Origin of the sequence: Gordonia sp. X0973 (assembly GCF_013348785.1) — a bacterium.
In the GTDB taxonomy this organism is placed as follows: domain Bacteria; phylum Actinomycetota; class Actinomycetes; order Mycobacteriales; family Mycobacteriaceae; genus Gordonia.
This window is the reverse complement of sequence record NZ_CP054691.1, coordinates 3,657,211-3,671,743: the sequence shown is the minus strand read 5'-3', so window position 1 is coordinate 3,671,743 and position 14,533 is coordinate 3,657,211. Positions and strand designations below refer to the sequence as shown.

Annotated in this window: 13 protein-coding genes; 9 read left to right on the top strand and 4 right to left on the bottom strand. The window is 67.5% G+C overall.

The window, feature by feature from the left end; translation table 11 throughout:
- Positions 1-114 precede the first annotated feature (114 nt).
- From HUN08_RS17930 to HUN08_RS17905, 6 genes are read left to right on the top strand one after another with little or no spacing between them, the layout of a single operon-like run.
- Positions 115-1,173, top strand: coding sequence for a hypothetical protein (locus HUN08_RS17930; protein WP_124246188.1), 1,059 nt, complete (start codon positions 115-117; stop codon positions 1,171-1,173).
- Positions 1,170-1,850, top strand: coding sequence for a DUF4129 domain-containing protein (locus HUN08_RS17925; RefSeq protein ID WP_124246189.1), 681 nt, complete (start codon positions 1,170-1,172; stop codon positions 1,848-1,850). The genes HUN08_RS17930 and HUN08_RS17925 overlap by 4 nt, the downstream gene beginning before the upstream one ends.
- Positions 1,847-3,091, top strand: a complete 1,245-nt coding sequence (locus tag HUN08_RS17920) for a DUF4350 domain-containing protein (protein WP_124246190.1) — start codon at positions 1,847-1,849, stop codon at positions 3,089-3,091. The genes HUN08_RS17925 and HUN08_RS17920 overlap by 4 nt, the downstream gene beginning before the upstream one ends.
- Entirely contained in the window at positions 3,088-4,068 is a 981-nt protein-coding gene (locus tag HUN08_RS17915; protein ID WP_124246191.1) for a MoxR family ATPase, read from the top strand. The genes HUN08_RS17920 and HUN08_RS17915 overlap by 4 nt, the downstream gene beginning before the upstream one ends.
- A complete protein-coding gene (locus HUN08_RS17910; protein ID WP_124246192.1) occupies positions 4,068-5,480 on the top strand; it encodes a DUF58 domain-containing protein in 1,413 nt (470 codons plus the stop codon). The genes HUN08_RS17915 and HUN08_RS17910 overlap by 1 nt, the downstream gene beginning before the upstream one ends.
- A gap of 56 nt (positions 5,481-5,536) precedes the next feature.
- Positions 5,537-5,932 carry a hypothetical protein gene (locus tag HUN08_RS17905; RefSeq protein WP_124246193.1) on the top strand — a complete coding sequence of 132 codons (396 nt, stop codon included), beginning with the start codon at positions 5,537-5,539 and terminating at the stop codon, positions 5,930-5,932.
- 993 nt (positions 5,933-6,925) lie between these two features.
- Here HUN08_RS17905 and HUN08_RS17900 read toward each other — a convergent pair.
- The gene (locus tag HUN08_RS17900) at positions 6,926-7,924 is read right to left on the bottom strand and encodes a stage II sporulation protein M (protein ID WP_124246194.1); all 999 of its coding nucleotides are present in this window, start codon (positions 7,922-7,924) and stop codon (positions 6,926-6,928) included.
- A 65-nt stretch (positions 7,925-7,989) separates the two neighbouring features.
- Between HUN08_RS17900 and HUN08_RS17895 the strand changes: the two genes are divergently transcribed.
- Complete coding sequence (locus HUN08_RS17895) at positions 7,990-8,868, top strand: RDD family protein (protein WP_301546796.1); 879 nt, start codon at positions 7,990-7,992, stop codon at positions 8,866-8,868.
- Between the two features lie 74 nt (positions 8,869-8,942).
- On the opposite strand, the gene HUN08_RS17890 is transcribed toward HUN08_RS17895, so the two are convergent.
- Positions 8,943-10,136: an acyl-CoA dehydrogenase family protein gene (locus HUN08_RS17890; RefSeq protein WP_124246195.1), complete on the bottom strand. Its 1,194-nt coding sequence runs from the start codon at positions 10,134-10,136 to the stop codon at positions 8,943-8,945.
- Positions 10,137-10,217: 81 nt separating this feature from the next.
- On the opposite strand from HUN08_RS17890, the gene HUN08_RS17885 reads away from it, so the two are divergent.
- Positions 10,218-10,451 carry a DUF433 domain-containing protein gene (locus HUN08_RS17885; protein WP_124246196.1) on the top strand — a complete coding sequence of 78 codons (234 nt, stop codon included), beginning with the start codon at positions 10,218-10,220 and terminating at the stop codon, positions 10,449-10,451.
- On the top strand, positions 10,448-10,741 hold the full coding sequence (locus HUN08_RS17880; RefSeq protein WP_124246197.1) for a DUF5615 family PIN-like protein: 294 nt from the start codon (positions 10,448-10,450) through the stop codon (positions 10,739-10,741). The genes HUN08_RS17885 and HUN08_RS17880 overlap by 4 nt, the downstream gene beginning before the upstream one ends.
- 15 nt (positions 10,742-10,756) lie before the next feature.
- Here HUN08_RS17880 and HUN08_RS17875 read toward each other — a convergent pair whose 3' ends face one another.
- Both HUN08_RS17875 and HUN08_RS17870 read right to left on the bottom strand, forming a co-directional pair.
- The gene (locus tag HUN08_RS17875; RefSeq protein ID WP_124246198.1) at positions 10,757-12,673 is read right to left on the bottom strand and encodes an ABC transporter ATP-binding protein; all 1,917 of its coding nucleotides are present in this window, start codon (positions 12,671-12,673) and stop codon (positions 10,757-10,759) included.
- Positions 12,670-14,421 carry an ABC transporter ATP-binding protein gene (locus HUN08_RS17870; RefSeq protein WP_124246199.1) on the bottom strand — a complete coding sequence of 584 codons (1,752 nt, stop codon included), beginning with the start codon at positions 14,419-14,421 and terminating at the stop codon, positions 12,670-12,672. The genes HUN08_RS17875 and HUN08_RS17870 overlap by 4 nt, the downstream gene beginning before the upstream one ends.
- Between the last annotated feature and the right edge of the window lie 112 nt (positions 14,422-14,533).

Here is a 14,533-nt window from a genome sequence, read left to right as displayed (position 1 = left end):
CTAGCAGCCGGATGGTGTTTGCTTTGGTAGGTTCGCGGTTCTAGAGGGCTGATCAGAGTCTTGCCGCATGCGCGTCGGAGCTCGCGCGGTGAAACGGGAGACGAGGGGGTGGTCATGATGTCGGTGCCCGGCGCTGCGTCGAACGACCCCCGGTGGACCGCCCCGAATATCGATGCCGCCGTTCCCAGCGCCGCCGCACCGGGCCAAGACTGGCAGCAGGTGTCGAACGCACCGCGCACCGCGCCCGGGCACCGTCCCGGCGACCAACCCCCCACGGTCCAGGGCATCGGCCGGCTGGCCGGGGTCGACCTCCCCACGTCGCTGCCTGCGCCGGAAGGGCCGCCCGTGGCCGCCGGCCTGGCCGCACACAAACCCGGCGGCGTGCCGTTGCGGCCGCTGCGGACGATGGACCTCCTCGCGGGGTCGTTCACCGCGCTGCTCTCGAACCTGGGGATCACCGCCCTCGCCTGGGTCGTGGTGTGGACCCCGGGTCTCATCCTCGCGCCGGTCGCGGCCCGATTCGGCGACCAAGCCGGCCTGATCGTCGGGAGCATCGTCGCCTTCGTCACGCCGGTGGTGCTCGCCGGGCTACTCGCCGCACCGCTGCACGGCCGGGTGATCGGCCGCCCGATGGGGTTCACGGTTGCGGTGGAGCAGATCGGGCGACGCCTGGGCGCGTTGGCGGCCGTCGATGTCGTCGGCCTACTCGTCCTCGCCGCCCCCGCGGTCCTGCTCGGACTCGTCGCCGTCGCGCTGATGAAGGCTTTGGTCTCGAGCGCCCTGCTGGTCATCCTGATGCCGGTCGTGCTCGGTATCCCCGTCTTCGTCTATCTCATGCTCGCCGGACCGATCCTCATGGTTCAGGCCGTGGTGGGGATCGAGCCCCAACCCCTGCGGCTCGCCGTGCCCCGCGCCCTGCAGTTGTACGGCCGCCACCTGGTGCGCCAGATAGGTGCCACCGCGCTCATGGCGCTCATCCTCGCCACGGTGTCCTTCGCGCTGTTCATGTTCCCGGCCTTCTTCTTCGGGTTCGCCGCGACGGCGATGATGCCGATCACCGTCGCGATCGTCTCGCCGCTCGTCGCCGGCTTCGCGGTGCTGTGTTACGTCGACGCGCGGATCAGGTCGGAGGCCTACGACGTGGAGTTGCTAGCCCAGGAGGCAACGGCATGAGCCGGATGATCCTCGCGCTCGACCCGGACAACGGGACCGCCCGGCGGTGGTTGCAAGACGAGTTGGCCAAACCCCGCTACCAGGAGAAGCCGCCGGAGCCGCCCAAGACGCACGAGTCGCACCGGATCGATTGGCTGTCGAACCTGTTCGGCGGCTCGGTTCCGCAGACAATCGGGATCATCCTGTTGATCCTGCTGGTCATCGCGGCGGCCTACATCGCCTATCGCGTGCGACGCGAAGTCACCACCGGCGACTCCTCGTCGATCGCGGAGGGAACGGGTGCGGTGCTCGGCGGCATCGTCGGCACCCAAGAGCAGTTCCGGGAGGCCGCGCGGGCCGCCCTCGCCGCCGGGAACTACGACGAGGCGGTGGTCAACGCGATGCGGGCGGTCGCGCAGACCGCGTCGGACCGCAAGCTGCTCGTCGGCGCGAAGTCGGCGACCGCCCACGACATCGCCCGCCGTCTCCGGCACGTGTTCCCGAACCATGTCGCCGGCATGCACTCCGCGGCCGACGCCTTCGACGCCGTCGCCTATGGCGGTCGGCACGCGAGCCAAGATGCCGCGGCAGCGCTCGTCGCCCTCGACGCCGACCTGGCCGACGCCAAGCCGACCGGCTTCGTCAACGACGAGCAGTCCGAGATGTCGCTGCCCCTGCTTCCCCCGGTGAGCCGATGAGCGCCCCGATCGCCCCGCCGCCACCCGCGCCCGCGGTGCCCGCCGCCGGTTCCGGTGGCCAGCCCAAGCGCAACGTCGGCACCATTGTGGCCGTCGCGGTCGTGGTGGTCGCCCTGCTCGCCGGACTCCTGGTCCTGCTGGGCCTCGCCGTCGGGGGCAAGAGCCTCGACAAGCCGGCCGACAACAAGCAGCTCGGGGACCCGGGCAACTACCACTCCAACGGCGGCGGGGCACTTGCCGAAACCCTGAAGTCCCACGGAGTCACGGTCCGCATCGCCCGCGACCAGCGTGGGGTGCGCAAGCTGCCGACGGCCTCCTCGTCGACGGTGGTCGTCGTCTCCTACGCGGAGAACGCGTCGACGAGTACGTCGAAGATCCTCCGGGAGCGCTCGCGCAACGCGAAGCGGGTGGTGCTGCTCGCGCCGGGCCCGAAGGCCTTGGCGGCGTGGGACGTTCCGACGGACACACCCACCAACTTCTCGTCGGCGACGACGGCGGGCTGCACGGTGCCCGGGATGATCGCACCCACGGACGCGGCGAGCTCGAGCGAGATCGGCCTGCTCCCCTTCGAAACGGATGCGATCTCCTGCTTCACGACCATCGGGGTCTCCTCGCTGGTCGTGTTCCCCGCGCGCGGCGATCGGCCCGAGGTCGTGGTCGCCCCGCAGAGTTGGTTCATCAACGAGGGCATCCTCGACCGCGACAACGCCGGCATCGGCGTGCGGATGATGGGAGCCGGATCCGACGTGAACTGGTTCGCCCCCGACGTCTTCGACCGGAACAACGACAACGACCACAAGTACGAGAAGAAGTCGTCGGTGAAGCCCGACGTGCCGCGCTGGGTCTGGCCGTCGATCAGCCTGGGCGCCTTCGTGCTCTTCGCCCTCATGCTGTGGCGCGGACGACGATTCGGCCAGCTCATCTCCGAGCCGTTGCCGGCGGTGGTCAAGGCGACCGAGACCACCGAATCCCGCGGACGGCTCTACCAGGCGTCGGGGGATGCGCCCCGCGCCGCGGCCCAGTTGCGCGAACACGCGATGCGGACCATTCCGCGTCGCCTGGGAGTGTCCCGGTACGCGCCGGTGGAGGAGATCGTCGAGACGGTCTCCCGTGCCACCGGCCGGGACCCGGCCGTCGTCCACGCCCTTCTCGTCGGTCCGCTGCCCGTCGACGACGCCGGCCTGGTCCGCTTCGCCACCGATCTGTCCACCCTTGAAGAGGAAGTCCGACCCGTACTATGACGACACCATCGCACACCCTGCCCGATTCCGACCGCGCCCGTGCGGCACTGACCGCGGTGCGCGCCGAGGTCGCGAAAACCGTTGTGGGACAAGACTCCGCCGTGGCGGGCATCCTGATCGCCCTGCTGTGCCGCGGCCACATCCTGCTGGAGGGCGTGCCCGGCGTCGCGAAGACGCTGCTGGTGCGCTCGGTCGCCGCCGCGCTCGACGTCGACACCAAGCGCGTCCAGTTCACCCCCGACCTCATGCCGGGTGACGTGACCGGATCGTTGGTGTTCGACAACGCCACGTCGGAGTTCACCTTCCGCGAGGGCCCGGTCTTCACCAACCTGCTCCTGGCCGACGAGATCAACCGCACGCCGCCCAAGACGCAGGCCTCGCTGCTGGAAGCGATGGAGGAGCACCAGGTTTCGATCGACGGGCATCCGCATCCGCTGCCGGAGCCGTTCGTGGTCGCCGCGACGCAGAACCCCGTCGAATACGAGGGCACCTATCCGCTGCCGGAGGCGCAACTCGACCGCTTCCTGTTGAAGGTGACGCTGCCGCTGCCCTCGCGCGAGGACGAGGTCAACATCCTGTCGCGACATGCCGCCGGATTCGATCCGCGCAACCTGGCCGGCGCCGGGATCACCGCGGTGGCCTCGCCCGCCGACATCGCCGCGGGGGTCTCGGCGGTCCGCGCCGTCTCGGTCGCGCCCGCGGTGCTCACCTACATCGTCGACATCGCACGGGCGACGCGGATGTCGCCGTCGCTCTCCCTGGGCGTCAGCCCCCGCGGTGCGACCGCCCTGCTGGCCACCAGTCGGGCGTGGGCGTGGCTGTCCGGGCGTGATTTCGTGACCCCCGACGACGTGAAGGCGCTCGCCCAGTCGACGTTGGCCCACCGGCTGGGGATGCGGCCCGAGGCCGAACTGGAAGGCGTCTCGGTCTCCGCCGTCCTCGACGCCGCGATCAACTCCGTGCCCGTTCCGCGCTGATGTTCGTCACCGGCCGCTTCGCGCTGCTCGTCGCGCTCGGCGTCATCCCCGTGCTGATCTGGCCGTCGGGGTGGACCGTGTTGGCGTGGGTCGCGTTCGCCTTCGCGCTGATGCTCCTCGACATGCTGATCGCGGGTCCGACGACGGCGTTGCAGGTGACGCGGGCGAAGACCGCGCCGATCCGGTTGGGCGAGCACACCACGACCACGCTGTCGGTGGTCAACACCTCCGGGCGACGGTTCGTCGGGCGTCTGCGCGACGGCTGGCAGCCCTCGGCGGGTGCCGGTGAACCGGCCGATCCGACCCGACGCGAGGCCCGCGATCCCGGTTTCTACGCCGACCTCGCCAACCGGTGGGCGGAGTTCCGGCGCGAACTGTCCGGTGATCCGCACCAACCGGGTCCGGAATCGAATCGGCAGGATCTTGTCGTCGCGCCGGGCGAGCGACAGTTCTTCTCCGTGGGTCTGCGCCCGACCCGTCGCGGCGACCGACTGGCCATCCGACTCACGCTGCGCCGCTACGGTCCGCTGCGGCTGTCGGGCCGGCAACGGTCGCTGTTCCTGCCCGGTTCGGTGCGTGCGCTGCCCGCGTTCGACTCGCGCAAGCACCTGCCGTCGCGCCTCGCCGCGCTGCGCCAGCTCGACGGCCGTTCGGCGGTGCGCACCCGCGGGCAGGGCACCGAGTTCGACTCGCTGCGCGACTATGTCGAAGGTGACGACGTGCGGTCGATCGACTGGCGCGCGACGGCGCGTCGACGTTCGACGGTGGTGCGGACCTGGCAGCCCGAGCGCGACCGCCACGTCGTGCTCCTACTGGACACGTCGCGCACCTCGGCCGGGCGTATCGGGGATCAGCCCCGGCTGGATGCCGCGATGGACGCCGCGCTGCTGCTGGCGGCTCTGGCGTCGCACGCCGGTGACCGCGTCGACTTCATCGCCGGCGACCGCGTCATCCACAAGAAGGTGCGGGCCACCCGACGCGTGAACCTGCTCAACGAGATGGTGACCGCGATGGCCCCGCTGGAATCGGCGCTGCTGGAAGCGGATTGGGGTCTGTTGGGCGCCGAGGTCGCGCGGACCGTCGGGCAGCGCGCGCTCGTCGTACTGCTGACGCCGCTGGAGCCCGCGGCCATCGCCGAGTCACTGCTGCCGACGCTGGCATACCTGTCCCAGCGTTACCAGGTGGTCATCGCCTCGGTCTCCGACCCCGAGCTCGACGACATGCTCGCCGAACGGTCCGACGTCCCGTCGGCCTACCGCGCCGCGGCCACCGCGCGCACGCTGACCCAGCGCGAGGAGACCGCCGCCGTGCTGGCCCGCCTCGGGGTCGGCGTCATCGACCGGGGCCCCGAAGACCTCCCGCCCGCACTGGCCGACCACTACCTCTCGCTCAAATCCCGCGGGTTGTTGTAGTTGCCCCGAGGGTGGGCGGTTGAACTATTAGCGGTGGTCGCGTCAGTGTCGACTAGATGAAGCAAGACCTGCCGGAGTTTTCAGCCGCTGCTAATCAGCAGCTTGATCGCGGATTGACCAGAGCGAAGCAGTCAATGCCCGAAGGATACGAGGGGCCGGTTGCGTTTCAGACAGGCTGGGAGTCGCGAATCGTACCGAAGGTAAAGGGCGCAGACTACCACTACGCGTTAGGCGAGTTTCAGTCCCAGGAGAGTGGTGTCTACTACACCGACTCCAACGGAAAGGGAGTTGTTCGTGCGAGTACAGCAATTTACGATTACTACAATTTCAACTCCACCGATCCACATTGGCACATACACCCCTCGGACTTGGGATTAATGCATAGGGCTGGTTGGGCACAGAACTTCGATACCATCGGGGTTGAGACGCCGAGATCGGTCCCAGTCCAATGAGGTCAAGCGCCCGGTGGACGGCAGGTGCGATTTTCGGGATGGCGGTAGCCGTGTTGGTTGCCTGCATGTGGTTTACGTGCCATTGGCAGGACCGGACCGCCGCCAATGTAGATGAGGTAGCGGCTAAGCTTGGACTCAGGCTACCGAAATCGGTGATGTCCACACACGCCGTCAAGTACGACAACTGGCAGGGCAAGTGTGCATCTCTGGAGTTTCTACTTCCCAATGCTGAATGGAGAGGGTTCCTCTCTCGAAATAGAGTACAGGAAGGGGAGCCGTCGGCAAGTAAACTGGGCTATTCCTGCGATTTGACGACTATCAAGTGTGACGGAGAGGAGGCGCCGGTCAGACTTAATGCTCCTAAGACTGCATACGAAGTCGTTTCTGAACCGCAAAATGGTGTAGCGACCTCGATCCTCGTCAATCCAGACTGTCGGCCGGGACTGGCGCGGATCACGTGGCGGCAGATCGGTTGACGTAAGCAATGACGAGGCGATGGAAAGCGATAGGCGTTGTCGGCGTAGCTTCTGCAGCTGTCTGGTTTGCGCTCATCCAGCCCTATTTGGCTGGTGACAATCCCGGCGACGCCGCAAAAGGGCTTGGCGTCACTCTTCCTAATTCGGCCACCCACGTGCATGCACTCGATATGAACGACTCGCAAGGCAGGTGCACGTCGCTGGAGTTCCTGTTGCCAAATGACCAGTGGCAGGGGTTCCTGGCACGGAACCATGCCCCGGCTGGGTCGCCTTCGCGGAGCAGAGTGGGCCAAACCTGTGGCCGCCAGACCATTGAGTGTCCGGGAGGGGCGGGCACGTTTGACTTCAATGCCCCCATGACTGCGTATGAAGTTGGCGCTGAGCCCGTCAATGGAGTGGAGACGACGATCCTGGTGAACCCCGATTGCCGACCAGGGTTGGCGAGGGTTATCTGGCGCCGGCTCGGCTGACCGCTGTGTGCCCTAAGAATCGGTCATGGGAAGGCTGAGAGGCGACACTAGGCGGCGGCGGGCGCTTCGGTACCGCGGTCGATCGCGGACTCGAGGTCGCCGGTGGCTCCCTCGCGGTAGGCCTTGCGGCCGAGGATCAGGGCGTAGGCCATGAACGCGAGCCAGACGATGGCCCCGATTCCGACCCGCGCCCACGTCGGCAGCGGTGACGGCGTGACGAAGGCCTCGATGATGCCGGAGATCAACAGCAGCACGACCAGGCCGAGGCCGATCGACATCGCGGTGCGCCCCTCCTGTGCGAGAGCGGCGGTGCGGGTGCGGTGCCCGGGGGACACCCACGTCCAGAAGAGTTTCAGTCCGACGGCGCTCGAGACGAAAAGGCAGGTCAACTCCAACATGCCGTGCGGCAGGATCAGGCCGAAGAACATGTCGCCCTTGCCGTTGTCGATCATCACGGCGGCGACCTGCGCCACGGAGAGCACGTTGGAGTAGAGCACCCAGACGACGGGGAAGAAGAACACCCCGAACGCGAGCGCGAGCAGTGCCAAGCGGAAGTTGTTCGTCCACACCTGGAAGGCGAAGTATTGCGCCTGGTGGTCGGAGTAATACTCGGCGAAGGCGTGGTCGACGTACTCCGTGCCGCCGGCCCGGGCGAATAGCCAGCGCATGGTATTCGGGTGGTTCAAGCACCAGACGGTGATGACGACCATCGCGAGGACGGAACCGATCATGATCGATCCCCACCACCAGCGCAGGCGGTAGAGGCCGCCCGGCAGCGTGCGCGTGAGGTAGGTGGCCACCACGGCCCAGCTGAACGTCCGCGCACCGGCGGCGCGGAAGCGGGCCCGGGCGACCAGGGTGGAGAGATATTCGACGGTTTGGGCGTCGGGGGCGGTCGAGCGAATGACCGATAGGTGCGTCGCGGCCCGCTGGTAGAGGTTGAGCAGTTCGTCGGATTCGGCACCGTTCAACGAACGGGTCCTCACCAGGGCGTCGAGGCGGTTCCACTCGGCTCGGTGCGCGTCGAGATAGGCGTCTAGGTCCACGCACTCACCATAGTCAGCGGGCGCGGACGGTGTCGGTTGCCCGAATCCTTACTAGAGTCGTGCCTATGTCTCGACCCATGCCGTACGCCGTCGTACCGCGGCCGCCGATGCGCCCGCTACCGCCGCCGGTCAACCCGTCGCACAGCGGCACCCGGGGCGTCGGCCGCGACGACTTCGTCTCCGGCGAGGCGGTCGCCCTCGACCTCCCGCCCGCGAACCTGGCGCTGCGGGCAGTGTCCGGCATCATCGACGTCACCGTCGGCTGGGCGCTGTTCATCCTCTGGTTCGCGTACATCATGCCGACGATCAACGACTACGTCCGGCTCGACTCGGCCTTCCGCAACGGCCTGTCGACGCTGTGGACGGTGATCGCGCTGATCGGCCTGCCGTGGTTGGTGGAGACGCTGACGCGCGGAAAGTCGCTCGGCCACTGGATCTGCGGGTTGCGGACCGTCAACGACGACGCCGGGCCGATCACCTCGCGACAGGCCTTCTCCCGCGCTCTGATCGGCGTGCCCGAGCTGTACCCGTTCCTGGGCATCCCCGCGCTGGTCGCCGCGGCGATCAACGCCAAGCACAAGCGGCTCGGCGATCTCCTCGCCGGCACCTACGTCATCCGTGATCGGACGGCCATTCCCGAGGCGAATCACGTGATGATGCCCCCGGAACTCGCCGAGTGGGCGGCGAGCGCCGACCTGGCACCGATGCCGCCGACGTTGGCAAACGGAATCCGCGGCTACCTGATGCGGTTTTCGACGTTCACGCCGCAGGTGCAGGCGGTCACCGGGCAACACCTGGTGAACCAGGCCATGCGCTACGTCTCGCCGATGCCGCCGCCGGCCGAACCGGTACGGGTGCTGTCGGCCATCGCGGCCGAGCGCTACCGTCGCGACGCCGAGCGCATCGCCCGCAACCAGAAGCTGCAGTCGGCCCTGTTCGGTTAGCTACTGCGCGACGATTCCGCGAGTGGGCACCTCAAGCCCGCCGAGTGGGCACCTCAAGCCCGCCGAGTGGGCACCTAGCGCAGGTCGGCGCTGGACTTGCCCAGGATGCGGCGCGCGATGATCAGCTGCTGGATCTGCTGGGTGCCCTCGAAGATGTCGAGGATCTTCGCGTCGCGGGCCCACTTCTCCAAGAGCATCGTCTCGGCGAAACCGGCACTCGCCCCGACCTCGACGGCCTTATTGGTGATGTCGTTGACGGTCCGCCCGGCCTTCGCCTTGGACATCGACGCCTCGACCGAGTTGGGCTCGCGGTTGTCCATCATCCAGGCCGCGCGCAGGGTGAGCAGCCAGCTGGCCTCCCAGTCCGACTCCAGGCGGATGAATTCGGCGACGGCGGCGTGCTGCGCGGCGGCGGGCTTGTCGTAGTCGATCTCGTGCCCGGCCTCTTCGATCAGGCGGCGCATCTCTTCGAGGGCAGCCCGACCGAGTCCGACGGCCATCGCGGCGACGACGGGCCGCGTGTTGTCGAAGGTCTGCATGACCCCGCCGAAGCCCTTCTTGGTGTCGATCTCCGGCGAGCCGAGGAGGTTCTCCTTCGGCACCCGCACGTTCTCGAACAGCACAACTGCGGTGTCGGACGCCTTGATGCCGAGCTTGTGCTCAAGGCGCGCGACGGAGACGCCCGGGGTGTCCATCGGGACGACGAAGGACTTGATCGCGGCGCGGCCGATCGAGCGGTCCAGGGTGGCCCACACGACGACGTGGCTGGCGCGCGAGCCCGAGGTCACGAAGATCTTCTCGCCGTTGATGACGTAGTCGTCGCCGTCGAGTACCGCGGTCGTGGAGACGGCGGCCGAGTCGGAGCCGAAGGAGGGTTCGGTGATCGCCATCGCGGCCCACACGTCGCCGAAGCGCTCGAGCTGTTCGGGGTTGGCCACCGCGGCGATCGCGGCGTTGCCCAGCCCGCGGCCCGGGATGGACAGCATCAGTCCGACGTCGCCCCAGCTCATCTCGGCGGCTGAGAGCACACCGCGCATGTTGGTGCTGTTGACGTTCTCGCCCGCGGCCGGCTTAGTCGCGGCAGCCTCGGATTTGTCGCGTTCGGCCGCCTGCTTGGCGAGCTTGGCGAAGTCGTCGAGCTCGACGGGGTACTCGTGCTCGGCCTTGTCGTACTTGCGGGAAATGGGGCGGAAGATGTGCTCGGCCGCGAGGTGGGCCTGCTCGACCGTCGAATCCAGCTTCTCCGGGAGCTCGGTGTTAATTGCCATGACGGTAACCTTACTCGGCGGTAAGTTCGGCGTCTAGTGCGAGTGCCTTCCCCGCCCTGTGGCGGGGCATATCATCAGAGCATGTCCAATCTCGCGCGCATCGTCACCGACCCGTTGGTCTGCCACGGCCAACCGGTCGTGCGCGGTCTTCGCTATCCGGTGACGATGGTGTTGGAATTGCTCGCGTCGGGGATGACGTCGGAGGAGGTGCTCGCCGACTACCCGGATCTGGAACCTGAAGACCTGACGGCAGTGCTCCAGTACGCGGCGTTGGCGGTCGGACCGCGCCACTCGCTTCCGTTCGACGCGGCGTGAAGTTCCTCGTCGACGCACAGCTGCCGGCCAAGCTTGCCGCTGTGCTGTGCGAATCGGGGCACGACGCAGTGCACACAGGCTCGCTTGCTGCTGGAAATCGAACCACGGACTCGGTGATTTGCGACGAAGCAGACTCGGCTGGGCGCGTCGTCGTCACCAAGGATCGCGACTTTCGCGATTCGCACCTGTTGTTGGGGACTCGCACAGCATCTCGAAGGGATTGTCGAGTATCTCGACCAACACAGCCTCGTCGAGATGACCCGAGATCGCCTGATCTCACACAGCGGTGACGAGGTCTAGTCGCCTCAGTCCAGGGCGGCGCTGAACTGGCTTTGGTACAGCCGGTAGTAGGCGCCCTGGGCGTCGAGCAGCTCGTCGTGGGTGCCCTGCTCGACGATGCGACCGTGCTCCATCACGACGATGGTGTCGGCGTCGCGGATCGTCGAGAGCCGGTGGGCGATGACGAAGCAGGTGCGGTCGCTGCGCAGCGCCGCCATCGCCTGCTGGATCAGCAGCTCGGTGCGGGTATCGACCGAACTCGTCGCCTCGTCGAGGATCAGGATCGTCGGCTTGGCCAGGAAGGCCCGGGCGATCGTGATGAGCTGGCGCTCGCCGGCGCTGACGCCGCCGCCCTCCTCGTCGATGATCGTGTCGTAGCCGTCGGGCAGGGTGCGCACGAAGTGGTCGACGTGGCTGGCCTTGGCCGCCTCGATGACCTCTTCGCGGCTCGCCGCCGGATTCCCGTAGGCGATGTTGTCGTAGATCGAGCCGCCGAACAGCCACGAATCCTGCAGCACCATGCCGGTCCGGGACCGCAGGTCGCGCCGCGACATCGCGCGGGTGTCCACCCCGTCGAGCGAGATGGTGCCCTCGTCGATGTCGTAGAACCGCATGATGAGGTTGACCAGCGTCGTCTTACCAGCGCCGGTCGGGCCGACGATGGCGACGAGGTGCCCGGGTTCGGCGACCAGCGAGAGGTCCTCGATCAGCGGGACGTCGGGCAGGTAGCGGAAGGAGACGTCGTCGAAGGCGATGCGGCCGCGATCGACGTCGGGGGTATCCGGCGCCGACGGGTCGGGCGTCTCCTCGGGGGCGTCGAGGATGTCGAAGATCCGCTCGGCCGACGCGACGCCGGACTGCATGAGGTTGAACATCGACCCGATCTGCGTGAGCGGCTGGGTGAACTGGCGCGAGTACTGGATGAAGGCCTGCACCTCGCCCAGGCTCAACGACCCCGACGCGACGCGCAGCCCGCCGACGACGGCGACGACGACGTAGTTCACATTCCCCAGGAACATGATCGTCGGCATGATGATCCCGGAGATGAACTGGGCCCGCCAGCTTGAGTCGTAGAGCTTCTCGTTGCGAGTGTCGAAGGACTCCATCACCTCGCGTTGGCGACCGAACACGGTCACCAGCTCATGGCCGGTGAACGCCTCCTCGATCTGCGCGTTGAGCTTGCCGGTCGACGACCACTGCTTGGTGAAGTGGGGCTTGGAGCGCTTGGCGATGACGGCCGTCGCGATACCCGCCGCGGGGATGGTCAGCAGGGCGATGATCGAGAGCAGCGGGGAGATCCACAGCATCATGATCAGAATGCCGATCACCATCAGCACCGAGTTGAGGAACTGCATGATGGTCTGCTGCAGCGTCTGCGACAGGTTGTCCAGGTCGTTGGTGACACGGCTGAGCAGGTCGCCGCGCTGCTCCTCGTCGTAGTACCGCAGCGGCAGGCGGTGGACCTTGTCCTCGACGTCGGAGCGCAGCCGGGTCACCGTGCCCACGACGACGATGTTGAGCAGATACGCCGACAGCCAGGTGAGGAAGGCCGACGCCAGGTACAGCACCAACACGATGACCAGCACGTGGCCGACGGCGGAGAAGTCGACGCCGACGCCGGGGGTGAGGTTCATCGAGGAGACCATGTCGGCGAAGGTGCCCTGGCCGCGGGCACGCAGACCCTCGACGACCTGCTCCTTGGTGGCGCCCTTGGGTAGGCGCGAGCCGATGATCCCGTTGAAGATGAGGTCGGTGGCGTGCCCGAGGATTCGGGGCGCGACCGCCGTCGCGGCGACGGATCCGACGATCGCCGTCAAGACGACGATCATGGCGATCCGGTAGTTCGCCAGCAGGCCGATGAGCCGCTTGATGGACGGACCGAAGTCGCGGGCCTTCGATTCGGGTCCGCTCGCCCCCATCATTCCGCCGCGCGGGCCGGTCATGAGGCACTCCCTTCCGCGCTCGAGGCGTTGACCGCCAGTTGCGACTCGGCTATCTCGGCGTAGGTCGGACAGGTGGTCAGCAGGTCGTCGTGGCGTCCTCGGCCGACGATCCGCCCGCGGTCCAAGACGATGATCTGATCGGCGTCGACGATCGTCGAGATGCGCTGCGCCACGATGATCACCGTCGCGTCGGCGGTCGCCGGTCGCAGCGCGGCGCGCAGCCGGGCGTCGGTGGCGACGTCGAGCGCGGAGAACGAGTCGTCGAACAGATAGATCGACGGTTTGCGCACCAGGGCGCGGGCGATCGCGAGGCGCTGGCGCTGCCCGCCGGAGACCGTGGTGCCGCCCTGCGCTATCTCGGCGTCGAGCTTCTCGGGCATCGCCGAGACGAAGTCCTCGGCCTGCGCGATGCGCAACGCCTCCCACAGCTCGTCGTCGGTGGCCCGGGCGTTGCCGAAGCGGAGGTTCGACGCGACCGTGCCGGAGAACAGATAGGGCCGCTGCGGGACGAATCCGATGACCGAGCGCAGCAGGTCGGGATCGAGTTCATCGACGGCGGTTCCGCCCACGGTGACCGCGCCGGCCGTCGTGTCGATGAGGCGGGGGATCAGCGAGAGCAGCGTCGACTTGCCGCAGCCCGTGGAGCCGACGATCGCGGTGGTGGTGCCCGGCGTGCAATCGAAGGTGAGGTCGGCGAGGACCGGCTCGTCGGCGCCGGGGTAGGAGAACTCGGCGGATTCGAAGGCGACGGTCGCGGGACCGGATCGGAACGCCACCGGATCGGCGGGCGGGGTGACGCTGGTGTCGGTCTGGAGAACCTCCATGATGCGTTCGGCGCAGACGGCGGCGCGCGGTGCCATCATCGCGAGGAAGGAGGCCATCATGACCGCCATCATGATCTGCATGACGTAGCTCATCATCGCCGAGAGGGCGCCGATCTCCATGTGGCCGTCGACGATCTGGTGGCCGCCGACCCAGATGATCGCGACCATCGTGATGTTGGTGATCCCCATGACCGTCGGGAACATGAGGGCGAAGACGCGGCCGACGCGCAGCGAGGTTTGCGCCAGGTCGGTGTTGGCGACGCCGAAGCGGGCGATCTCCTCCGGCTCGCGGACGAAGGCGCGCACCACGCGGATGCCGGTGATCTGCTCGCGCAGCACGCGGTTGACCCCGTCGATGCGCTCCTGCATCGCTCGGAACCCGGGGATCATCCGGCTGATGATCAGCGCCATGAAGATGCCCAGGAGCGGTACCGCGATGGCCAGGACCCACCACATGCCGGGGGCCACCTTGATGCCCATGATGAGGCCGCCGACGCACATGATCGGCGCCATGATGACGAGGCTGACGCTCATCACCGCGAGCATCTGGACCTGCTGCACGTCGTTGGTGGTGCGGGTGATGAGCGACGGTGCGCCGAACCTCCCGACCTCGCGCTGGGAGAAGGAATTGACCCGGTGCGCGAGGTCGTGGCGGATGTCCCGGCCGGCGCCCATCGCCGCACGGGCGCCGAAGTACATCGCGACGACGCTGCCGATCACCTGCGCCAACGTGATCACCAGCATGATTCCGCCGGTGTGCAGGATGTAGGAGGTATCGCCCTTGGCGACGCCCTTGTCGATGATGTCGGCGTTGAGCGTCGGCAGGTACAGCATCGCCGCCGTCGCCACCAGCTGCAGCAGGACGACGAGCACCAGATGGCTCTTGTATCGGGAGAGGTAGATGCGCAGAAGGCTGGTCAGCACCGCATCGACGGTACTTGTCCGGCGGCGCAGATGCCACGCGATTGTTCGGTCCCGGTTCCTCCCGCACTTTTTGGTTCTTCCCGACGAAGCTTCTGCGGGAGGAACGGATTTG